This is a genomic window from Gemmatimonadota bacterium, from assembly GCA_041390125.1.
Taxonomy (GTDB): Bacteria; Gemmatimonadota; Gemmatimonadetes; order Longimicrobiales; family Gaopeijiaceae; genus JAGQIF01.
In genome coordinates this window covers 179,220-201,152 of the sequence record JAWKQN010000007.1, presented here as the reverse complement: position 1 = coordinate 201,152, position 21,933 = coordinate 179,220, and the positions used below count along the sequence as shown (strand labels likewise).

Genomic DNA, 21,933 nt, shown 5'->3' with positions numbered 1-21,933 from the left:
CGCGGACCGAGGCACGCCCGGCGCGGCGTGCCTCGGCGCCTTCGCGCTCCTACCGCTGCCAGCCCGGACCGCGCACGATGCGGCCGGGCTTGGCGCCCGTGTGCGCTCCGTCCCGCACCACGGCCACGCCGTTGACGAACACGTCGCGCACGCCGACCGAAAGCTGGTGGGGCTGCTCGAAGGTGGCCACGTCGATCACGGTCTCGGGGTCGAAGACCACGATGTCCGCCATGAGGCCCTCGCGCAGGACGCCCCGGTCCCCGATCGACAGACGGGTGGCCACGGCCGCGCTCATCTTGCGCACCGCATCCTCCAGCGGCATCACGCCCTGCTCGCGCACGTAACGGCCCAGGATGCGCGGGAACGTGCCATACGAGCGCGGATGGGCCATGGACGTGACCGAGTCGGGGTCCATCCCGCCCGCGTCCGTGCCGAACTTGATCCAGGGCTGCTGCATCTGCAGCGCCACGTTGGGCTCGCTCATCATGAAGACCACCATGCCCGCCTGCCCCTGTGTGGCGAGCGTCAGCTCGATGGCGGCGTCCACCCAGTCCACGCCCATCTCGCGCGCGATGTCCGCCAGCCGCTTGCCGACGTGCTCGGGCGCGCCCGGTGCCTCGACCACCAGCACGCCCTCCGGGGTCGAGAGCGCCCCCAGGTTCTCCCACTCGACGTCGTCCCCGAGCACCTCGTCGTGGATGCGCGTCCGGGTGGCGGGATCCCGCAGGTTGTCGAGGAGCCGCCCGCCTTCCGAGGCCCACGGTGGCAACAGGGCCGCCAGGCCCGTGCCCCCCGCGATGTAGGGGTACATGTTGGCCTGCACGTCCATCCCGGCCGCGCGCGCGGAGTCGATCTTGGCGATGGCGGCCGGGCCCTTTCCGAAGTTGCGACGACCGGCCGCCTTGAGGTGGTAGATCTCCACCGGGACGCCGGCGCGCCGACCGATCTCGATCGCCTCGTCGATGGCCTCGAGGTAGCGGTCCGCCTCGGAGCGCATGTGCGTGATGTAGACGCCCCCATAGGGCGCGGACGCCGCGACGATCTCGGCCAGCTCGTCGGTGGACGCGTAGTTGCCGGGCGGGTAGATCAACGCGCTGGCGACCCCGAAGGCGCCGTCCGCCATGGCCTGCCGCACGGCGGTGCGCATCTCCTCCAGCTCGGTCTCGTTCGCCGGGCCCGCGTCCATGCCCTTCCCATAGATCCGGATGGTGGAGGCGCCCACGAAGGAGCCCACGTTCGGCGAGATCCCGTTCGCCTCCATGGCGCGCAGCCAGGCGTCGAAGCCGTGCTCGCCGGAGAAGTCGTGCCCGGCGGCCGCGGCCTCGGGATCCAGCGCGTCCTCCGCCGCCCGCGTGCGATCGTTCACCGGCGCGTTGGTCCATCCCTCGCCCAGGATCTCGGTGGTGATGCCCTGCGTGATCTTCCCCAGCACGCGGCCATCGCCGTCCAGGAAGGCGCTGCGCGAGTGGCTCTGGATGTCGATGAAGCCGGGCGCGACCACGTGCCCCGTGGCGTCGATGCGGGTGGTGGCCGGCGCGTCGCGCAGCACGCCGGCGGGCGTGATGGCGGCAATGCGGTCACCCCGGATGCCCACGTCGCCGTAGAACCACGCGGCACCGGTGCCGTCGATGACGCGGCCTCCGGTCAGCACCACGTCGTAGGCCCCGTCCTGGGAGGCAGGCACGGCGTCGGCGTCGGGCGTGGGAGCGCAGGCGGCGGCCAGCAGGCCGGTGCAGAAGAGGAGCGCGCGTCTCATGGGTCTCCTTCGCGGGATGGAGTGCACGAACCAGCTCGGTCCTTCGGGGCGTCCAGTCGGCGCAGGCGCGCGGTCGGGGCCCCACCGCTGGAGGACCCACCCCGGGCAGTGCGGCATCCGGGCGCTCAGACCGTCCAGATCTCACCGAGCACCCGACGGAAGTTGCCGCCCAGGATGCCCCGGATGTGGTCGTCGGTGTAGCCCCGGCGGATCAGGCCTTCGGTGAGGTCGAACATCCGCTGCGGATGGTCCACCCCTTCGATGTCGATCTTGTCGCGGAAGCCGTAGCTGCCCTTGTAGCCCGCGCGGAGCTGGGCGTTCTGCTCGGCCGGCATGTCGTCGTAGCCGTGCAGGTCGATGTCGCTGCCCACGCCGAGGTGCTCCGGCCCGATCAGGTCGCGCACGTGGTCGAAGTGGTCCAGCAGGTGTTCGATCGTGGTGGGCTCGTCGTTCTTGACGAACATGCGCACGTTCGTGATGCCCATGACGCTGCCGGCCCGGCCCACCGCCCGGATGGCCTCGTCCGTCTTGCAGCGCGGGTGGCCGGGCGCCAGGGCCCGGCAGTTGGAGTGCGTGATCAGGACCGGCTTCGACGAGATCTCGAACGCATCCAGCGTGGTGCGGTCGCCGCAGTGGGAGACGTCGACCGCCATGCCCACCTCGTTCATCTTCCCGATCACGGCCACGCCGAAGTCGCTGATGCCGCCGTCCACGCGCTCGGTCGATCCGTTGCCGATCCGGTTGCGGGCATTGTAGGTGAGCTGGGAGACCCTCTGGCCCAGGGCGTGGAAGAGGGCCACATCGTCGGGCGTCCGGAAGTGCTCGGAGTTCTGGAGTCCGATCAGGATCCCCACGCGCTCCTGCTCGCGCACCCGGTCGAAGTCCGCGACCTCGTCGATGCGCAGGAACACGTCCGGTCGGTTCGCGATCAGCGACAGGTAGCCGGACACGAAGCGCAGCACGTTCACGTGCGCCTGCTCCGTATCCCGCCCGCCCACGCCGGTGGCGATGTGCATGACGTCGATCTCGGAGCTCCGGAACTCCTCGAAGTCGGCGCTGGTGAAGCCGGCCCCGTCCGGGCCCCAGCGCTCCTGTCGCTCCCCCGAGAGCGTGAGCGGGCAGAGCATGTCGATGACCAGCGAGCCCCGGACCAGGTCCACACAGCGCGCGGAGTATTCCCGGGCGGACTGGGCGGAGAGCCGGTAGCGGCCGCGGTTCAGGAACGGGGCCGCCACCTGGGCGCCCACGGCGCTGGCCGCCCACTGGAGCATCTGGCGGCGCGTGGGCTGCGGCGATCGAGTCGGATCGGTCACGGGTGTCTCCGGCGGTAGGGGACCGACCGGCGAAGCTAGGGCGCGCAACCGCCGGAGGCGAGAAGGGTCCGTTCTACCTCCATCGTCGGTCCACCGCGTGCCTCGCGCGGTCGGGGTGCCCGGCACCGCCGCGCCCCTGTCCGCTGATCAGGCTTCCCTGCGCCTCTCCAGGTACCCCCGCCCGGACGCTACTCCAGCCCCACGAGTCTCCCGATGCCCGACACCCACGATCTCTCCGTCTCCATCCTCGACGGCTCCGGCAACACCACGATCAACCTGGACGCCACCACCGCCGACGTCATGATCGGTGGTCACGGTCAGGACGCCTTGGTGGTCGGCCTGAACGCCGGGGGGATTCCGCGCATGCTGCTCAGCGCATCGGACGCCCACCTCGAGCTCGGCAACCCGGCCGACTCCGCCCCCGGGCTGCTCCACGTGCGCGACAACGCCAGCCAGAACGCGCTCGAGGTCGTCGGATCCACGCGCCAGGTCACGGTCGCGAACCCGCAGCAGCAAGGGACCCTGCGGGTCCACGGCGACCTCCGTGTCCTGGACGCCCAGGGCCGCGAGGTCCTCTTCTTCGATGCCTCCACCGGCCTGCTCCGCGTCGGTGCGAACGGCAACGAAGGCGACCTGCAGGTCTACGACGGTCAGGGACGGCGCGTCTTCAACTTCAACGGCAGCAGCGCCTGGTTGGAGGTCGGTGCGGACGGCAACGAGGGCGACCTCGTGGTCCGCGACCAGGCCAACCGCTCCGTCTTCCACATGGACGGCCAGAACGCGGCGCTGTACGTGGGTGCGGCGGGGAACGAAGGCGACGTCATCGTCCGCGACGACCAGGGGCGGCAGGTCTTCCACGCCAACGGGAGCAACGCCGCGGTGTACGTGGGCGCGGAAGGCAACGAAGGCGACGTGATCGTGCGCGACTCGGCGGGGCGCGACGTGATCCACGCGGACGGCAACAACGCGGTGCTGTACGTGGGGGCGCAGGGCAACGAAGGCGACATCATCGTCCGGGACGCCTCCAACCGTGAGGTCTTCCACATGGACGGCAACAACGCCTGGTTGCGCATCGGCACCACCGGCAACGAAGGCGACCTGGCCGTCCACGATGCCTCCGACCGCCGCGTGCTGCACTTCGACGCCAACTATGCCGCGCTGTACGTGGGCGCTGCGGGCAACGAAGGGGACGTGATCGTCCGCGACGACGCCGGCAACGACACGATCCACCTGAACGGGCAGACCGGCGACATCATCCTGCGCAACGCGGACGCGGCGGAGGACTTCACGCTGCACCCGTCCTGGGCGGACGGCGTCGAGCCCGGGACCGTGATGGTGCTGGACGACGACGGACGCATCGCGCCCAGCGCCTCGGCCTACGACGCGCGGGTTGTCGGTGTGGTCGCCGGTGCCGGCGACTACCGGCCCGGCCTCATCATGGATCGGCAGGAGCACCCGAGCGAGCCCCGCGTGCCGATCTCGATGATGGGCAAGGTCTCCGTGAAGGCGGACGCGCGGCACGGGGCGATCCGGGTGGGTGACCTGCTGACCACGTCCCCGACGACGGGCGCCGCCATGGCCGTGTCCGATCGGTCGCAGGCCTTCGGCGCGGTCATCGGCAAGGCGCTGACCCCGCTCGCGGCCGGCGAAGGCTTCGTGAACCTCCTCATCTCGATGCGGTAGGAGCCCCATGGCCAGCGTGCGTTCCCTCATGCAGTGCATCGGCGCGGACACGTCGGGCAGCTCCTCCGTGCTCCGCGACTTCTTCGGCTTCCTCCGCGCCCGGGTGCCCACGGATCCCGACACCACGGTGACCGCCGAGGTGTCGCTCCTGGATCAGGTGCGCGGCGTCCAGGGCCGGCACGTGCACCTCAACGTGATCCAGGTGGGGTTCGACCTGGTGACGGACCTGGATGGTGCGTGGGAGATGCTCGACTACTGCGTCTACCGCACCCGCGCCATCTACCGCACCCGCAGCCTGGGGGTGGGCCGGGTGCTGCACTTCGAGGTCGTCTCCGCCGAAGCGCAGGGCTTCGACGACATCGGCAGCCGGGACGAGGCCCAGGACCTCTGGCAATCTTTCGACGTCGACAACAACGGGATCGACGTGTTCGTGACCCGCGCGAACAGCTCGCCCATCCTGGGCCGCTCGCCCGTGGACGGCGACTGTGACAAGGATGGCAACGACGACGGCCTGTGGGGGGGTGACCTCAACCGCACCTTCGACGGGCTGAGTCGGACGTTCGCGCACGAGATCGGACACTACCTGAGCCTCGAGCACAACCACGGGAACAACAACTGCCCGACGACGACCGCAGGCCGGAACCGGCTGATGGCGCAGACCGGCTGTGCGATCAGCGTGCGAACCTCCGTGAACTTGACCAGCGGTGAGGGGAGCGACGCCCGTTCCCATTGCATCGTGAGGAGCGGGTGCTGAGATGGCCGCCAGGAAGAAGAGCACCGGGAAGGCGGGTGGCGGGAAGCGGTCCGGCAAGTCCGCTGTGCCCCCGGTTCCCACCGATGCCACGCTGAAGCAGGCGGTGGAAGGCCAGGTGGACGACATCGCACCCGCCGCGGCGCTCCGCGCGCTCGTGGGGCGAGGCGCGGCCCCCCCGGCCCTGCTGGGCCGGATCGCGAAGGAGCCGGAGCAGCAGACGTCGCTCCGGACCACGGCGGCGGTGGCGCTCGGTCGCACCTCCACCGCGGGAGCTCGGCGCGCCCTGCTGGCGCTGCTCGAGGCGGACGACCCGCAGGTCGTGCGTCGCGCTGCGGAAGGACTGGGCCGCATCGGAGGCGAGGAGGCCTTCCAGAAGCTGAAGGCCTTGCGCCCGCGTGATCCGGTGGTGAAGGACGCCTTGGAGACGGCCAAGACGGTGCTGGCCTACCGGCTGGACGCGAAGGCCGGACGGCTGTCGCCGCCGGACCCGAGCGCCCGCGTGCCTCTGGTGGCGACGATGCGTGCGCAGCCGCTCGAGGTTCGCGCGCTCGGACCGGAGGCGGTGGAGGAGATGGGCCCCCGGCTCGCCCAGGAGGTTCCGGCCCTTCCCGTGGCCAGAACCGGCGCCCTGGAGTTGGACTGTGGACGGCACCGCTACCGGGTGGTGTTCCACCGCGACCTGGCCAAGCGAGGCGGGCTGTCCCGACTGGGTGAGGCGAATGCGGTGATGGGAGCCCTGCTGGAGCACGACCGGATCGACGACCAGTGGTTCCTGGCCGCCTATCTCCTCACCCACCCCGGGCCCGGGCGCACGGTGCGGCTCTTCGTGATGAAGGGCTCGGGGGTGGTGACGTACGCGGGGGAGCTCACGCTGGAGTCCGACGGCGAGGCCCGGTTCACCGTCGAGGCCCTGAAGACGCGGTACTCCCTGCCGATCGAGCTGCACGGCCGGATCGAGCCCGGTTCGTTGGAGGTCCGCGTCGACGAAGCGCGCGTCGCCACGCAGCCTGCCCGCTCGCAGCCGCCGGCCAAGCGGCCGCGGCAGATCAAGGCGAGGCGGTAGGGCGCGGTACGGGGCGTCGCGCTGAGCGGGCGGCCGCCCCACCGCGCGCACCGGGGCCGCGCCGGGAGGGCAGGCGCGGCCGGGCTGTTCCGGGGCCCACCCCGGCGTTTATTTGCAGCCATGCGATCTCTTTTTCTGACCGGCGCTGCTGCATTCCTCGCCGCAGGGTGCGGACCGGAGGCGCCTCCGGCCGATCTGGTCCTGGTGGGCGGGCGCGTCTACTCGCTGGCGTGGACGGCTCCGGGTCCCGGTGGGCTGCCGGCGGCGGATGCGCCCTACGAGGTCACGGAGGGGTGGCGCCCGGACGCGACCGCGGTGGCGCTGACGGGCAACCGCATCGTCTTCGTGGGAGGCGATGACGGCGCAGCCGCGCACGTGGGAGAAGGCACTCGTGTCATCGACCTCGAGGGTGCGGTGGTGCTGCCTGGTCTCGTCGACTCCCACGCCCACATCGCCGAGCTCGGTCGCAATCTGTCCCGCATCGACCTCGTCGGCGTCGAGACGGAGGAAGAGGCCATCGCCCGCGCGCGGGCGCGCGCTGCCGAGGTGCCCGCAGGCTCCTGGATCGTCGGTGCCGGATGGGACGAAGGGGCCTGGGCAGACCGCTACCCATCGTGGGACGCCCTGAACGAGGCGGTGCCCGACCATCCCGTGTGGCTTCGGGGGTTGCACGGATTCGCAGGATGGGCGAACCGCAGGGCGTTCGAGGCGGCTGGCGTAGGGCCGGAGACGCAGGCCCCTGTGGGCGGCGAGATCGGCCGCGCACCCGATGGAGCGCTCAACGGCCTGCTGCTGAACCGGGCCGTCACGCTCATCGACGACGTGATCCCGGAGCCCGGGCCCGCCGAGCGAGAACGAGAGATCCTGGCGGCCCTGGCCGAGATGGCGAGGTCCGGCTACGTGGCGGTCCACGAAGCCGGGACGGACGCCGAGAGCCTGGCGGCGCTCGAACGCCTCGACGCCAAGGGCCTTCTGCCACTGCGGTTCTACGCCATGCTCAGCGGTCGCGACCCGGCACTTCTCGCGGATTGGCTGCGCCGGGGACCCTCCACCCGGGCCGGCGAGTCCGACCCACGGCTCTTCGTCCGCTCGGTGAAGGCCTACTACGATGGCTCATTGGGGGTCCGAGGCGCCCGGATGTTGGAGGATTATTCCGACCAGGCTGGGCATCGCGGGGTGTCGGGAGCCGGCTACGGATTCAACCAGGACAGCGTCGCCGCGATGCTGCGCGCCGGGTTCCAGGTCGGGATCCACGCGATTGGCGACGCCGGCAACCGGGAGTCCCTCGACTTCCTGGAAGGGGTCTACGCTCGATACCCCGAGGCGCGGAACGCACGTAACCGGATCGAACACGCCCAGGTGGTCCACCCGGACGACTTCTCCCGCTTCGCGGAGCTGGGCCTCGTCGCCTCGATGCAGCCGCCGCACGCCGTCGAAGACATGCCCTGGGCCGAGGCGCGAATCGGCCCGCAACGCATCGGCGGGGCCTACGCCTGGAGGACGTTCCTCGAACGGGGCGTGCCCCTCGTGTTCAACGCCGACAACCCCGGGTCGGACCACTCACCGTTCTACGGTCTCCACTCGGCCGTGACCCGCCGCACGCCCGACCTCCAGCCGTACGGCGGATGGTACCCCGAGCAGGCTGTCACGCCCGAGGAGGCTGTGCGGGCCTACACGACCGGCGCCGCGTGGGCCGCCCATCTGGATTCCGTGACGGGCGTCGTGGCCGTCGGCCGCTGGGCCGACCTCACGGTCATGGACGTGGACCCCTTCCGCGTGCTGCGCAGCGAGCAGCCCGAGTCCATCCTCGAGGGCCGCATCCTGCTGACGGTAGTCGGAGGCGTGGTGGTCTACGAAGGCACTTCGGGCGGGTAGGCCGGACGCGAGCCGGCCCGACCGTCGTGGTCTGCCGCGTCGGTCGGGGCGGCCCGATCGTGCTCAGCTGATCCACGTCATCCGGCAGTGTCGCTTCGGCTCGAAGCCGGGGATCACGAGATCGCACCGGAACCCATGACCCCAGAGCCCTCCGAGCGCGATGCTGCCGCTGAACCGCCGGACCCCATCCGCGTCCCGGACGGGTCTTGTCACCGATACGGACGCGGCGGGTAGCCCGGTCTTCCGGTCGATCAGGAAGCCGCCACGCATATCGACCGGTGAGGCGTCGGGGCCCAGGAGGCACTCCTCGCCGAGCAACGTCACCGGTAACCCGATGGTCGCCTGCAAGTCGTCCCTCAGCTCGGCCAGCGCATCCTGGCGGAGCCATTCGTCGTCGTCGGTGGTGTAGGACGAGAGGCATACGCTGCTCAACGGGCCTCGGGGATGCGCGCTCCGCACCTCCTCGATCTTCGCCGCCAGCACCGCAGTCAGTACCTGGCGCTCGGACGCGGACAGCGGTACGGGCCGTGCGGGACGGACCACGGCGGCCTTTGGGGATGCCGCAGTCGGTGGCGGCTCCGGCGCCCCGGCGTCCGTTCGCGACGCGGGGACACGACCCTCCTTGCATGCCACCCCGAGAGCCAGCGCGAGCCCGGCGATGCACGCTCCCCTCGTGCCCATCCTCTTGCCTCCGTGCCCGTCCCTTGGACCGAAGTGAACCCACCGCCCCACCTACGGCCGCGCCGGCCCTTCGATCCGCTCCAACGTGCGGGCGACGAACGCCTCGAGGTCCGGGGCAAGCAGGCGGCGTGACGCACGCTCCAACGTGACTCGGTACTTGATGTAGGAGTCTCCCTTCACGAAGACATACAGCCACGTGCTGAGGGCGGTTGCACCCATGCGCAGAGTTCCCTCGCCGCGGCGACCCGCGAAGCGCGTTCCATCCGGCGTGGTCACCTCCCAGGGCTCGACGTCGCCCAACTCCAACTCCACGCCTTCGCGCTGGGAGGCAGTGTACTCCTGGAGTTCCTGCCACCCCCGGTCGAACTCGGCACCGGCGAGATCCTCGGGCTCCCCCGGGCTCACGGGATAGACGTACACGGTTATGTCCATCCGCGCGCGCTCCGAACCGTACGTGAGCCCGATCCCGAGGATCGGATCCGGATAGCGGGTCGCCTGTGTGACGTGGAAGCCCGCCGCCTCGTCCGGAAAGTGCACGCCAACGAAGGTGGAGAGTCCGCCCCCGTCCGGCACCTGCCCGACCAGTCCGTCGCCGGGGAGGATAAGCGCAAACGTGAGCAGCACCCACGGGGATCGGTACATGCGTCCCTCCTGCCTCAGGACACCGGCCGCGGCACGTAGATCTCCGGTAGCCCCGCCCGCCGGAGCAATTGATTGAACGCCGGTACATCCTCGTTCAGGATCGTCTGGAGCTGCAGTTCCAGGTCGGTCCAGATCTGCAGATAGTCCCCGGTCACTTCTCGTACGCCGTCGGTCAGCGGGAGGTTGCCGCCCGCCATGCGTCCCAGCAGGTCCTTGAAGCGCACGAGCTGCCGCGCCTCGAACATGTAGTTGTTCTGGCCGGTCTTGAGCTCCTTCTGCAGGATCTCCTCGATCCACGCGTCCATGGTGGCATTCAGCGCCTCACCCTGCTCGTCGATGTCGGACGCGGACGAGACGTCCATGGCGAAGTCCACCTGTTGGCGGATGCGGCGCAGCTCGGCGACGCCTTCGGCCATCTCGGATGCGGCCTGGTAGAGCGACTCCGACAGGCGGTCCAGCTCGGCGTACTGGGCGCGGGCGTCGATGCCCTGGTCGGCGATGACCTCGTCCAGGCGGGGGTCGATCAGGATCTCGAACGCCTGGCTGCGGACCACCGCGTCCGGCCCCTCGCCGATGGTCATCCGGACCGTGTACGATCCGGGAGCGGCCGTGTAGGCGCTCAGGTCCCCCTGGGTGCGGGTGAGCTCCTCCAGACAGGCGAACCGCCCCACCTGCAGGTCCCAGCTCCAGCGGTGCGCACCGGCGGCGCGGCTCAGGGAACGCCGACGCGGACGCGCCTCACAGTCCGGCCGGGTGTCGGGCGCGTACTCGGCGTGCACGACCCGCCCACGGCCGTCGAGGATCTCCATGGCCATCGGCGTGCCCGCCCCGACCGCCTCCTTCAGCACGTAGTTCACCTGGAGCCCCTCGGGCGGGTTCTCGCCCGGACCACCCTCGGCGTAGTAGCCCTTCGTGATCTCACGATACGGGTCGCGCGGGTCGTAGAGGTGGTAGCGGTCGGCCGCCACGGCCTCCCCGATCTGGTGCAGCGGAGTCAGGTCATCGAGGATCCAGAGGGAGCGTCCCTGCGTGGAGACCACCAGGTCCTTCTGGCGCACCCGCAGATCCGTGATGGGGACCTCGGGCAGGTCGAGCTGCAGCGGCTGCCAGCGCGCGCCGTCGTCGAAGGAGACGAACATCCCGGTTTCCGTGCCGGCGTAGAGCAGGCCACGTCGGTCCGGGTCCTCGCGCACGGACCGCGCGAACGTGTTGCCGGGGATCCCGGTTACGATCTTCGTCCAGGTCTGGCCGTAGTCGGTGGTCTTGTAGATGTAGGGGGTGAAGTCGTTCAACTTGTAGGCGGTCGCCGCAAAGTAGGCCGTGGCGGCATCGTGGGGTGAGGGCTCCACCACGTTCACGATGCTCTCCGGCAGGTCCGCGGGGGTCACGTTCTGGAACGTGCGACCGCCGTCCCGCGTCACGTGCACCAGTCCGTCGTCGGAGCCGATCCAGATCACGCCCTCGACCAGAGGGGACTCTTCGATGTTGAAGACGTTGTTGTAGCTCTCCGCCGTGATCTGCTCGTTGGAGATGGGATAGCCGCCCATCCCTTGCTTCGTGGTGTCGTTCCGCGTCAGGTCCGGGCTCAGCACCTCCCAACTCGTGCCCCGGTCCGTGGACTTCATCAGGTACTGGGACCCGTAGTAGATGACGTCCGGATCGTGGGGCGACACCAGCACGGGTCCGTTCCAGTTGGCACGGTACTTCAGGTTCTTGGGCTGCTCCCCGGTGACCCGCTCCGGGTAGGGCCGGATCATGCGGTAGTTGTGGGTCACCGCGTCCCATTCGCCCAGGAAGCTGGCGAAGAAGGTCGTGTAGACGTAGCGCGGGTTCTCGGGATCGAGCCCCACCGTGGCCGACTCTCCGGAGCGGATGGTGGTCCAGTGCGTCTGCCCGATGCCGTCGCCCAGGGTCCGGCTGTCGATCACGATGCCGCTGGCGTCCTGCTGCCCCGAGTACACGCGGTAGGGAAAGCGGTTGTCCGTCATCACCCGGTACATCTGCGCGGTGGGCTGGTTCAGCAGTGTGGACCAGGTCTGCCCGCCGTTGAACGTCACCGACGCGCCTCCGTCGTTCCCGTTGATCATGATGTCCGAGTTCTCGGGATTGATCCACAGGTCGTGGTGGTCGACGTGGCTGTCCGGCATGCGCGTGTAGGTTCGCCCGCCGTCGATCGATTTCATCGCGCCGCTGTTCATCACCCAGACCTCGTCCTCGTCCTGGGGATCGGCGATGATGTGCATGTAGTACCAGGCCCGCGCGTACGTGCTGGCGTCGTCGCTGACCTGCCGGAACGATTCGCCGCCGTCGTCGGAGCGATAGACGCCGCCCTCACCCGGCAGCGCCTCGATGGCCAGGTAGACCACGTCGGGGTTCGCGGGACTGATGGCCACGCCCATCTTGCCCACCAGGTCGGGCAGCCCGCGCGTGATCTGCCGCCAGGTCTCCCCGCCGTCCGTGGTCTTGTAGACCCGACTGCCCGGCCCGCCGCTCTTGACCACCCAGGGCTGGCGCCGGAAGTCCCAGGACGTCGCCATCATGAAGCGCGGATTGGACGCGTCCACGCTCAGGTCGACGATGCCAGAATCCTCGTTGACGTAGAGGATCTTCTCCCACGTGCGGCCGCCGTCGATCGACTTGTAGAGGCCGCGCTCCTCGTTGGGGCCCCACGGATTCCCCTGCGCGCCGAGGTAGACGATGTCGGGGTCCTCGGGATGGACGTAGATGTCGCTGATGTGGCGCGTGGCCTCGAGGCCCAGGTGCGTCCAGGTCTCTCCCGCATCGGTGGACTTGTAGACGCCGTCCCCGTGGGACGTCTTCACGCCGCGCACGGGCGACTCCCCTGTGCCCACGTAGATCACGTTCGGATCCGAGGGCGCCACGGTGATGTCGCCGATCCCGGTCGTGTTGAAGTAGCCATCCGAGATGTTCTCCCAGGTCGTCCCGGCGTCGGTGGTCTTCCACACGCCGCCCCCCGTGGCCCCCATGTAGTACAGGAACGGCTGCCCGGGCACGCCGGCCACCGTGGTGACGCGGCCGCCGCGGAAGGGGCCAATGCCCCGGTAGGACATGGAGGAGAACAGGGCCGGATCGACCTGGGCGGCGGCTCCACCCGGGAAGGCGGACAGGACCGCGGCGACCGCGAGGATCGCAATGGACGGGCGGGCGGGGCGAAGGCGGATGGACGTCTTCAGGGGACTGACTCCGGTCGGGTGCGATGGTCGGCGGCGCGGGGTCGGCCGAGACCCCGTACGCGGGCTCCGACCGATCCGGTCGCACGGTAGGGGGCGCAGCGGAAGTGGGACAAGGGTCGGTCGGTCCCTCACGCGAGACAGGACCACCGTCCGTCGCCTTCTCGGGGATCGTCCACACGGAGGAGACCGCGGCCTCGATCTACGTGCGGGACCGTGGAAGGACCGCGGGAAGGGACTCGAGGGCGGACGAGCGTTCCGCCGTCGACCGATTCCGGCGGGGACCGTTGGCCCGGTCGGCCTCCCCGGGATTCGGAGTTGGGCACGGGTGAAACACGATCGCGCCGCCGGTTCCCGCGTGGAGGGCGACCGACGCGTCGGCTTCCGGGGGAATTCCCCGACCCGCCACCCGGGGCTATGTCCTGGCGGACATCCCTTCGGCCGCGCCGATCAGCATGACCGCCGCGATGATGGCGACGGTGGCGCCGATCACGTTGAGCTCCATGATCGTGCCGGTCCCGAGCAGATTGGCCACGACTCCGCCAATGATGGAGCCCACGACGCCGAGGAGCAGCGTCATCCCGACGCTGAGGTTCTGTCGGCCGGGCTTGAAGAGGCGCGCAAGCGCTCCGACGACGAGGCCGAAAACGAGAAATCCGATGATGCCCACGGAGGCCTCCTGCGGTCGGTTGATGCGATTCGGATCGAATGCCGTTCCGAAGAGAGTTTGCCGACCGTAGGAGCACGGGCCGTGCCGATGCCGCGCACGCCTCCGGGCGCTCGGTCGTGGCCCGACCCCGCAAACCATGAAAGCGGATCCAGAAGAGAGCGGAGGCCACACCCTCCCTCCCCGCTCAGGGCACGAACCGGACTCCGAACGCGACCGCGTGACCGTCCCCAGTGGCTCGCAGGCGAGGCACGTCGAGCCGCACGCCGGCGTGCGCCGTGGATCCTGTCGCCGCCCGATATCCCTCGGCCTCGTTGAACATCCGGATGCCGTTGTCGAAGTGCCGCCTGGACACGATCGCTCCCGTGAGCATGACGGCCCCCGTGATCACGTAGTCGAGCACGCCGGCGCCTCCGCCGTCAATGTCCAGGTTGCCCTGGTTGACCTTGTCCCGGTCGGAGATCGCGTCGGCCAGGTCGATCGCCCCGACCACCACGAAGCCGGCCGCACCCACCAGCGCGACGATCCCCCACGGGCGTCCGCGCATGATCTCGGCACGCGCGTCCGGGTGGCGGGACATCACGGCGTCGAACTCGGGAGAGAGGCCGATGCCGAACGCGTTCATCGCGCGCTGCGGCTCACTGCCGTTGAGCGTGAACTTCATGCCGCTGAAGTACGTGCTCTGCACCTGGAGCGGTGCCGCGTCGGCGGATTGGGCCGACACCGGGTCTGCCGGAAGCTGGAGCATCGACAGCGCCGCCAGGACGGGAATCGCTCCGACCACGCCAGGTGCGAGCCTCCGCGCTGCTGCGCGAACGTGGCCCCGGAGCCCGAGGGCTTCCGTCCAGTGCTCGAGGCCGCCGCGGCAGGATCGGGCCGAGGATCGGAAGGGGTGCGGGGTGGACGGCATCGGATCTCCTGGGTGCTGGCGGGTCGAGGGCTGAAGGAAGCAGGACATGTGAGTGGATCAGTGCACGCGGGTCAGCGTGTCGGGCGCCGCTCCGGGCCGGGAGTAGATCAGGAGGTTGGCGCGGACCGCGAGGTGTCCGGCGGCGTTCAGCGGACTCAGGCCCGTATCGCCGCTCGTGTCCGACGTGGCGGTGGCCGCGAAGGCGCCCGAGCTCCGGTCCCAGGTGTAGGTGCCCTGCTCCATGCCGGGGCCGCCCTGAGGAGACGCGTCGTCCACTCCGAGCATCCAGTGCTGGTCGTCGAGAAACGTGACCACGAGGAGGTAGTCCGGGTCCGACGGGTCGCGGTGCGCCCACCCCCCGACCAGCGGGTTCGTCGGCGAGGGGACCACCCGACGCGCCACCTCGACATCCGGCCCGATGCGGAGCGTGAGGGTGTCGCCCGCCACGGTCACGGTGCCGCCTGAGACGTGGGAGAGGCCCCAGTCACCGCTGGTGTCGGTGGTGGGCTGGGTCAGGATCACACCGGTGATGCTGTCCCATTGGTACGCGCCCCGATCGATCCCGGGCTGGCCTCCTCCATCGGCGAATCCATCGTCGGCGACCAGGAACGCGGATTCGTCCAGCGCCGTGAAGACGGCGCTCCGCCGTTCACCCGCGGTCCCCTGGAGCCAACTGCCGATCAGGGACGCCGCCCGTCGGTCCGTGGGCTGATCCGCCTGCGCCCGATCGCCGCGTTGGTAGCGTCGGTCTGCACCGTTCCCGCTGTACTCGAAGATCGCAAAGTGGTAGTCCGCGCCGGGTGTGAGGTCCGTGACGCGCACCGCGCTGGAATCCCCTTCGAACACGACGAAGTTCTCCGAGCCGATCTCGCTCCCGGCACCGAAGCGGGAGTCCGGTGCATACGACGTCCCGTCCAGGGGAGTCGCGGTGGGATCCCCGCCCTCGCGGGCCAGGACGATCCGTCCGTCGCCGTTCCCGTCCGTCCACGACAGCACCAGCGACGTGGCGGTCACCTCCCCGACGCCGGGTGCCGACGGTCCCTGGGACGGCGGTTGTGGCGTGGGAGGCGGTGGAGGCGGCGACGGGATCGTGTCGGCCGGAGGAGGCGTCACTTCGGTGCCCGTGTCGCCGGCACAGGCGGCGATTGCCACGCAGAGCGCGATGGGGAGGCCCGCACGCAGACCTGCGACCGACCGGCACCACCAGTCCTGCCGCAGGGGTTCCATGCAACCCAACGCGCGCAGCCCCGACCCATCCCGGATCGCCCGAAGCCAGTGCAACGGCCTTCCTCCCGTGAACGAGCGGCCCTCCCGGTCCTTGGGGGCCCCTATCTCCTACAACGGGAAACCGCCGGGCTCGGGCCCCCCGGGCTCAGGGAGTCGCCGACGTCGGGCCCCCGGAAGCGCATCCTGCGGCGGCGAGCACCGTGTGTACGGGATCGTCGGCCGGGGACGACTTCGGGTCGACGAGGAGCTCGGCCACCCTGGAGCGCGCCTCGTCGCAACGGCCGTCCTTGGCGTAGTGCGCCGCCAGGGCCCCCGCCACGCGGGCGCGCGCGGGGTCGGAGAACGGCAGCGTCTCCGCGATCTCGGTCGCGCGGGACAGCGCGCCCATCGCTTCCCCGGAATCCCCCTTCTCCTCCAGGGCCAACGCGAGCGTCACCAACGCCACGCCGACGCGCCGGTCCGTGGGGCCATGGAGTCGCGCCCAGGACTCCGCCGCCTGCCGGGCGGTGGCGATGGCTTCTTCGGTGTGACCCAGGGAAAGCAGGACGGAGGCGAGGTTGTTGCGCGTCGCAACCGCGTTCGTGTGCTCCAGCTCCCCGCGTGCCTCCCAGGACGCAAGCGTGCGTCGGAACATGGACTGCGCCTCCTCGGCGCGGCCGGCCTGGAACAACGTCACCGCGAGGTTGTTCAGCGTGGTGGTGGTGGTAGGGTGGCCCTCTCCGAAGACCTCGAGCACCGTGTCGACCACCGCGCGGTACACCTCGACGGCCTCGTCGAAGGAGCCCTGCAGGCGAAGCACGTTCCCCAGATTGTTCGTGGTGATGAGGATCTCGGAGTGGGCCGGGCCGAACAGCTGGCGCTTCATCGCCAGGGATTCCTCGAACAACGCGCGCGCGTCTTCGAGTCGCCCCTGGGCGCGACGGATCACGGCCAGGTTGTTGAGCGACCACCCGATCTCGGTATGGACGGGTCCCAGCAACGCACGGCGGGTGGCGAGCGCCATCGTGGCCATGGAGTCGGCGATGTCGAGCTCACCCTCGACGCGTCGCAGCTCGGCGAGATTGTCCTGCGAGGTCGCCACCGCGGGATGACGGGTGCCGAACAGCGTAGACTGCATGGCCAGGGCATCGAGCAGGGGGGCCTCGGCAGCGGTGAAGTCCGAGCGCAGATAGTAGAGACGCGACAGCCGACTGAGCGACTCGGCGATGTCTGCGTGCACTGGACCCTGGAGCGCACGCCGTCGCTCGAGTGCGCGCTCCACCAGCGGCAGGGCGTCCTGGTAGTTGCCGAGTCGCTGGAACGCATCGGCCACGACCATCCACAGCTCGGCCTGCAAGAGCGGCTGGCCAGCCAGCTCCTGATCGATCCGCGGGACGCTCCGCCGCAGCAGATCCTGCGCGCGTACCTCGCTGGTGCCGGAGCGATCGGGGTCGGTCGACTCGAAGAGCGTGAGGACGAAAGCGGTCACCGCTTCGGCTCGCGCAGCCTCGGCCGCCGCCTGCCGTGCCTGCCAGACCGTGGCCCCCAGACCTCCCAGGAGCGTGACGACCGCGAGGGCGATCGCACCCACGACCCGGGCGTTGCGCCGTACGAACTTGCCGGCGCGATAGCCCCTCCGCTCTGCGTAGACCGACACCGGTCGACCCCGACGCCAGGCGGTCAGGTCGGATCGCAGGGCCTCGACCGAGGGATACCGCGCATCGGGCTCGGGCGCGAGCGCCCGCTCGACCACCGCAAGCAGATCCGCTGGGACGTGGCGTGGCGCAGGTCCCGCGTGGCGATCAGCGTCCGCCGACAAACGATTCGCGGGCCGGTCGGCAGCGGCATCCGGGACCGCCCTCCCACCGGCGGCGGGACGCGAGCCCCGGCGGGAAAGCGGTCGACGTCCCGTCAGCAGCTCATGGAGCAGCACACCGCATCCGAAGACGTCCGTGGCCGTGGTCACCGGCTCCCCCCGCACCTGCTCGGGCGCAGCGTAGGCAGGAGTATACGCGCTCCCGCCACCCCCAACCGCGCCGGTGGGCGTTAGCACGCGGGCAATACCGAAGTCGAGCAGGCGGAGGATCCCCTCCTCGGTGACCAGGATGTTGGAGGGCTTGATGTCCTGGTGCACGACGAGATTGCGGTGGGCATGCTCCAGGGCCGCCAGGAGGTCGTCGAACAGGTGCAGCCGCTCGGAGACACCCAGGTGGCGGGCGTCGCAGTAGGTCGTGAGCGGCACTCCGTCGATGAACTCCATGACCAGATACGGATAGCCCTCGGGTGTCAGCCCGGCGTCCATCAGGGGCACGATGTGCGGATGATGCAGTCGAGCCAGGATCGACACCTCGCGGAGCTGACGTTCCCGGCCTTCGGGGCCGAAGAGCCGGCGTCCGACCTTCAGGGCCACGGTGCGGTCGAACGCACCGTCGGCGCGCTCGGCCAGATACGTGATCCCCATGCCGCCGGTGGCCAGCAGACGGAGGATCCGGTAGCGTCCGATCCGGCTTCCTTCCTCGAGTCCACGCGGTCCTCCGGCAGGCCCGGCGAGCACCTCCGACAGCGCCTCGAGGGGCGGTCCACCCGACCGTTCGAACGGGTCATCCGTTACGGCGGGCTCCGCCAATGCCGACCGCACCCAGCGCAGCAGGTCTCCGTCACCGCCGCACCGCTCCGCGACGGCCGGGTCGTCGGAGCACATCCCCTCGGGTAGCTGCTCGAGCACTGACTTGATGCGCAGCCACTCCTCGGGAGACGGCATCCTCACGGGCCGGCGTCCACCGAGGCGCCGTCGGCGTCTCGGTCTGTGGCCTGTGCGACCCGCATCCGTAGGTAGGCCTTCGCGTGCTGCCAGCGACGTTTGGCTTGTCGGTAGGTGATCCCGATCAGCTCGGCCACCTCGGCCAGCGGGACCCCTTCCGCGAAGTGCAGCACGAACACGGGGTGGGCGTCGGGATCCGCCTGCGCGAGGTCGCCGAGGTAGCGATGGGCATCCACCACCGCCAGCACCTGCGCCTCGAAGGAGTCGATCCAGAGCGCCGGATCGCCCTCGACCCCATCGAGTGGCACGGACCCCGCTCCCGCGCCGCGCTTGAGCGCGGAATACCGGTCCCTGAGGTCGCGGCCGGCGCTCTCGATCGCCTTCTCGAGGTAGTGACGGAAGTGGGGATCGTCGTTCCATTCGCGGCGACGTCCGCCCAGAACCCGCGCAAACCCCTCGTCGAAGTAGTCGGTGGTCTGCAGCGTCTCTCCGCGTCCGTACCGGATCCGCACGAAGTGCGCAGCGCGCTTGAGGTCACCGATCATCGCGGCCAGAGGCACCCCGATCGGGACCCACTCACCGTCGCCGACCCGCACGAGCGTATCGACCTCTCCCGTGGGCCGGTCCGCCAGCGCGGATCGGAGAGGGGCCTCGGCGTGGGGATGGGGCGGGTCGCGCTCCTCCGGCGGGCCCGGGGGGTCCGCCTCGGAGGCTGCGGCTGGGGTCACGGCGCGTCTCCTTGGGCTCAGCGAGAGGGCCAATCCGCAATCTTGGGAGCGCGCGGACGCTCCGCCAGTCACGCGACCGCTACGGGAAGAAGTGCTGCCCCACCCCGGCCCGCAGGCTTCCCGACACTGCGCCGCGGCATGCCGAACGCCTCACGAATCCGGTCCCAGCACTGCGTACGCGAGCACGTAGAGCAGACCCACGCCGCCGACGGCCGCAGTGCCCCAGAGCGCCGCGGTGGTCCCCAGCGTGACTCCACCGTATACGGCCTGGGCCACCGGGAACGTGACAGGAAAGGGGCCCGGATCCGGGTCCTCGTCCGGAACCACCCGATCGAAGCGGAGCGTCAGGGCCACGCGCTCGTCGAGCGCCAAACGCGCATCCGCCGTCCATCCCGGCCCCCGCGCCTGGCCGGAACCTTCAACCACGGCCCACAGCGGTCCCACCGCCAGATCGAGCGCGTGCGTCTCCCCGAGGAAGCGTCGTCCACGCAGGCGTACGGCGAAGCGCTCGGCGGGCCCGAAGTACCCGGCGTGCACGTCCGCCCCGACCCACCAGCCGGAGCGGACCCGCCAGAGGTGCCCCACGGCCCACGACAGGTGGCTGCCGAACGCCCGGTAGACCTCCACCGGGGCGGTCTGCGGATCCACCGTGCGCGTGCTCGCGGCCAGCGCGGTCACGACGCTCAGCTCGGTGAGCCACACCCGCTCGCAGGGGGCGGCCGGACGCCAGCACGAGGTTGCCGACGCGAGCTCTTGTGCCGATGCGGGTGCGCCCCACAGGGGCAGGGACGCGAGGACGAATGTCCACCGGGCGACTGCTCGCGCTGGTCCCATCGCCACCTCCCCTCCCTCGCCCGGATCCCCTCCCTCGCCTCGATGCGTTGCGACTCCCTACCCCACGGACTTCGGGGAAGTACGGACGGTAGCCGCGGGCGCCTGGAGCCCTGCGGCGGAACGTGGGGCTCGAGACCCGCCTCCCAGCCGCTACATCGGCTCCGCCCGCCCCGCCACCGCCACGTAGCTGTCGTCGTCCATGCGCAGCAGGACCAACGTATTCGTGCTGCGGCAGTGGGTGCAGAAGGCGTGCGTCTCGTCCAGCACCTCCATGTCGCTGCGCTCGCCACACGCCTCGCAGACGGCGCTCACGAGCGGCCAGGCCCCGTGCTTCTCCTCGCCCGAACGGGCGAGCCGGAAGCCCATGACCACGGCGGGCAGACCCGAGATCGGGCATTTCCCGTTGCGACAGCCGGCACCGAAATCCAGGCAGATGAGCTCGCCGCCGTCGGGGAGCGTCGCCTGTCCTCCCGACAGCGCCATCGGTGTCACGCCCACGTCCACCTGCTTGTCACAGTGACTGCAGTACACGCTGCGCGTCTTCATCGGTTGTCCTCCAGCCGCCTCTTCATCTCCTCGGTCGGGACCGTGAAGACGGGGCAGAGGTCCCCCGTGCACGTCTCGCCGTGGGCGAGGCAGACGAGATCCTCCGCCGTGGCTTCCTGGCCGGCCGGCAGATCCGGTCGGACCATCACCTCCACCTGCTTGTCGCACGCGGAGCAATACGCCATCCGTGCCTTCATCGAAGCCTCCTACGCGACATGGACCAGCCGCAGGGTGGGGGAAGCGCGGCGGAGCAGAGCCTCCGCGCGCGCAGGATCGAGACCGAAGACCGCCGTGGCCCAGGCATCCGCCTCCACGCAGGTCGGAGCACCGACCGTGACCGTGTGGAAGGAGGAACGCACCGGGGCGCCCGTGGCAGGATCGAGGATGTGCGCGTAGCGCCGTCCCTCGTGGTCGAAGCCTTGCTGATAGTCGCCGGAGGTGGCGACGGCACCCTCGGAGAGCGGCAGCTCCGCCAGCATCCGTTCGGGGTCGTCGGGAGCGCGCACACCCACGACCCACGGATCTCCGTCCGGGGAGAAACCCAGCGCGTACAGGTCCCCGCCGACGTTGACGAGGCCGTCCTGGACCCCCCAGGCGCGCAGCGCGTCCACGGCCCGGTCGACGCCGTAGCCTTTCCCGATGCCGCCGAGGTCGAGCACCACGTCGGGGGTCCGACGCAGGATGCGTCCACCTTCCGCGGTCGATTCGAGGGTCAGCGCCTGGAAGGGATGGCGCCCCGCCAGGTCGAGCCGCTCAGCCTCCGTCAGCGGTGTGGTGCGATGCGCGACGTCCCAGGCACGGACGGCCTGGCCCAGGCACGGGTCGAAGCGTCCGCCGCTCTCATGTGCGATGCGGAGGCCGGTCCGGAGCACATCGGCGGTCCAGGGCCCGACCTCCACCGCTGCGCCTGCCGCGGAGGCGTTCACCCGGCCCACGTCGGAATCGTCGCGGAAGCGCGTCAGGCGGGCCTCGCACGCGGACAGGGCGTCGAGCGCCGCGCCCGCCGCCGACCAGGCCCAGGCCGGGTCCGTATGGACCACGCCCACCTCCGCCACGGTGCCCATCAACGGCAGGCGCCGGCGCACCAGGCGACGCCGACGTCCGCGCGTGAGCGGCCACGCCGCGACCGCGAACGCGCCGAGACCCAGCGCCACGAACTCCCTGCGTCCGGGGCCGCTTCCGGCACGCTGCCGATCACCCATGGTCCCCCCTTCGTTCGCAGGTGGCGCCACATGCGCCACACCCGCCTTCACAGCCACCCAGCCGCACCCGGCCCAGGACGGCGAACAACACCCCGGTCAGCACGATCGCCACGACCGTCAT

Annotated in this window: 19 protein-coding genes; 4 read left to right on the top strand and 15 right to left on the bottom strand. The window is 70.4% G+C overall.

The window, feature by feature from the left end; translation table 11 throughout:
• Positions 1-49 precede the first annotated feature (49 nt).
• Entirely contained in the window at positions 50-1,756 is a 1,707-nt protein-coding gene (locus tag R3E98_08845; protein MEZ4423503.1) for a D-aminoacylase, read from the bottom strand.
• 125 nt (positions 1,757-1,881) lie between these two features.
• Complete coding sequence (locus R3E98_08840; protein MEZ4423502.1) at positions 1,882-3,069, bottom strand: membrane dipeptidase; 1,188 nt, start codon at positions 3,067-3,069, stop codon at positions 1,882-1,884.
• Positions 3,070-3,282: 213 nt separating this feature from the next.
• Here R3E98_08840 and R3E98_08835 point away from each other — a divergent pair, with 213 nt between their 5' ends.
• The 4 genes from R3E98_08835 (at position 3,283) to R3E98_08820 (ending at position 8,444) form a co-directional block, all read left to right on the top strand.
• The gene (locus tag R3E98_08835) at positions 3,283-4,752 is read left to right on the top strand and encodes a hypothetical protein (protein ID MEZ4423501.1); all 1,470 of its coding nucleotides are present in this window, start codon (positions 3,283-3,285) and stop codon (positions 4,750-4,752) included.
• A 7-nt stretch (positions 4,753-4,759) separates the two neighbouring features.
• A complete protein-coding gene (locus R3E98_08830; GenBank protein MEZ4423500.1) occupies positions 4,760-5,506 on the top strand; it encodes a hypothetical protein in 747 nt (248 codons plus the stop codon).
• A 1-nt stretch (position 5,507) separates the two neighbouring features.
• On the top strand, positions 5,508-6,569 hold the full coding sequence (locus R3E98_08825) for a HEAT repeat domain-containing protein (GenBank protein MEZ4423499.1): 1,062 nt from the start codon (positions 5,508-5,510) through the stop codon (positions 6,567-6,569).
• Positions 6,570-6,689: 120 nt separating this feature from the next.
• A complete protein-coding gene (locus R3E98_08820; protein MEZ4423498.1) occupies positions 6,690-8,444 on the top strand; it encodes an amidohydrolase family protein in 1,755 nt (584 codons plus the stop codon).
• Positions 8,445-8,507: 63 nt separating this feature from the next.
• On the opposite strand, the gene R3E98_08815 is transcribed toward R3E98_08820, so the two are convergent.
• From R3E98_08815 to R3E98_08755, 13 genes are all read right to left on the bottom strand, one after another.
• Positions 8,508-8,876: a hypothetical protein gene (locus tag R3E98_08815; GenBank protein ID MEZ4423497.1), complete on the bottom strand. Its 369-nt coding sequence runs from the start codon at positions 8,874-8,876 to the stop codon at positions 8,508-8,510.
• Between the two features lie 300 nt (positions 8,877-9,176).
• Positions 9,177-9,767: a hypothetical protein gene (locus tag R3E98_08810; protein MEZ4423496.1), complete on the bottom strand. Its 591-nt coding sequence runs from the start codon at positions 9,765-9,767 to the stop codon at positions 9,177-9,179.
• 14 nt (positions 9,768-9,781) lie between these two features.
• On the bottom strand, positions 9,782-12,838 hold the full coding sequence (locus tag R3E98_08805; GenBank protein MEZ4423495.1) for a glycosyl hydrolase: 3,057 nt from the start codon (positions 12,836-12,838) through the stop codon (positions 9,782-9,784).
• A gap of 535 nt (positions 12,839-13,373) precedes the next feature.
• Positions 13,374-13,622 (bottom strand): hypothetical protein, encoded by a 249-nt coding sequence (locus R3E98_08800; protein ID MEZ4423494.1) that lies wholly within the window; start codon positions 13,620-13,622, stop codon positions 13,374-13,376.
• 190 nt (positions 13,623-13,812) lie between these two features.
• Positions 13,813-14,409 (bottom strand): hypothetical protein, encoded by a 597-nt coding sequence (locus R3E98_08795; GenBank protein ID MEZ4423493.1) that lies wholly within the window; start codon positions 14,407-14,409, stop codon positions 13,813-13,815.
• Positions 14,410-14,592: 183 nt separating this feature from the next.
• The gene (locus tag R3E98_08790; protein MEZ4423492.1) at positions 14,593-15,549 is read right to left on the bottom strand and encodes a hypothetical protein; all 957 of its coding nucleotides are present in this window, start codon (positions 15,547-15,549) and stop codon (positions 14,593-14,595) included.
• A gap of 358 nt (positions 15,550-15,907) precedes the next feature.
• Entirely contained in the window at positions 15,908-18,502 is a 2,595-nt protein-coding gene (locus tag R3E98_08785; protein MEZ4423491.1) for a serine/threonine-protein kinase, read from the bottom strand.
• 2 nt (positions 18,503-18,504) lie between these two features.
• The gene (locus R3E98_08780) at positions 18,505-19,230 is read right to left on the bottom strand and encodes a sigma-70 family RNA polymerase sigma factor (protein ID MEZ4423490.1); all 726 of its coding nucleotides are present in this window, start codon (positions 19,228-19,230) and stop codon (positions 18,505-18,507) included.
• 150 nt (positions 19,231-19,380) lie between these two features.
• Positions 19,381-19,932: a hypothetical protein gene (locus tag R3E98_08775; protein ID MEZ4423489.1), complete on the bottom strand. Its 552-nt coding sequence runs from the start codon at positions 19,930-19,932 to the stop codon at positions 19,381-19,383.
• Between the two features lie 282 nt (positions 19,933-20,214).
• On the bottom strand, positions 20,215-20,610 hold the full coding sequence (locus R3E98_08770; protein ID MEZ4423488.1) for a hypothetical protein: 396 nt from the start codon (positions 20,608-20,610) through the stop codon (positions 20,215-20,217).
• The gene (locus tag R3E98_08765; GenBank protein MEZ4423487.1) at positions 20,607-20,807 is read right to left on the bottom strand and encodes a hypothetical protein; all 201 of its coding nucleotides are present in this window, start codon (positions 20,805-20,807) and stop codon (positions 20,607-20,609) included. Before R3E98_08765 ends, R3E98_08770 begins: the two co-directional genes overlap by 4 nt.
• 9 nt (positions 20,808-20,816) lie before the next feature.
• Positions 20,817-21,812, bottom strand: coding sequence for an FAD:protein FMN transferase (locus tag R3E98_08760; GenBank protein MEZ4423486.1), 996 nt, complete (start codon positions 21,810-21,812; stop codon positions 20,817-20,819).
• Positions 21,805-21,933: a hypothetical protein gene (locus tag R3E98_08755; protein ID MEZ4423485.1), complete on the bottom strand. Its 129-nt coding sequence runs from the start codon at positions 21,931-21,933 to the stop codon at positions 21,805-21,807. Before R3E98_08755 ends, R3E98_08760 begins: the two co-directional genes overlap by 8 nt.

Bases quoted from the DNA above. Each gene is read 5' to 3' on its own strand.
- R3E98_08845 (MEZ4423503.1), bottom strand. From the start codon at position 1,756: ATGAGACGCGCGCTCCTCTTCTGCACCGGCCTGCTGGCCGCCGCCTGC.
- R3E98_08835 (MEZ4423501.1), top strand. From the start codon at position 3,283: ATGCCCGACACCCACGATCTCTCCGTCTCCATCCTCGACGGCTCCGGC.
- R3E98_08830 (MEZ4423500.1), top strand. From the start codon at position 4,760: ATGGCCAGCGTGCGTTCCCTCATGCAGTGCATCGGCGCGGACACGTCG.
- R3E98_08825 (MEZ4423499.1), top strand. From the start codon at position 5,508: ATGGCCGCCAGGAAGAAGAGCACCGGGAAGGCGGGTGGCGGGAAGCGG.
- R3E98_08820 (MEZ4423498.1), top strand. From the start codon at position 6,690: ATGCGATCTCTTTTTCTGACCGGCGCTGCTGCATTCCTCGCCGCAGGG.
- R3E98_08810 (MEZ4423496.1), bottom strand. From the start codon at position 9,767: ATGTACCGATCCCCGTGGGTGCTGCTCACGTTTGCGCTTATCCTCCCC.
- R3E98_08805 (MEZ4423495.1), bottom strand. From the start codon at position 12,838: ATGTCCTACCGGGGCATTGGCCCCTTCCGCGGCGGCCGCGTCACCACG.
- R3E98_08785 (MEZ4423491.1), bottom strand. From the start codon at position 18,502: ATGCCGTCTCCCGAGGAGTGGCTGCGCATCAAGTCAGTGCTCGAGCAG.
- R3E98_08770 (MEZ4423488.1), bottom strand. From the start codon at position 20,610: ATGAAGACGCGCAGCGTGTACTGCAGTCACTGTGACAAGCAGGTGGAC.
- R3E98_08765 (MEZ4423487.1), bottom strand. From the start codon at position 20,807: ATGAAGGCACGGATGGCGTATTGCTCCGCGTGCGACAAGCAGGTGGAG.
- R3E98_08760 (MEZ4423486.1), bottom strand. From the start codon at position 21,812: ATGGGTGATCGGCAGCGTGCCGGAAGCGGCCCCGGACGCAGGGAGTTC.
- R3E98_08755 (MEZ4423485.1), bottom strand. From the start codon at position 21,933: ATGACGGTCGTGGCGATCGTGCTGACCGGGGTGTTGTTCGCCGTCCTG.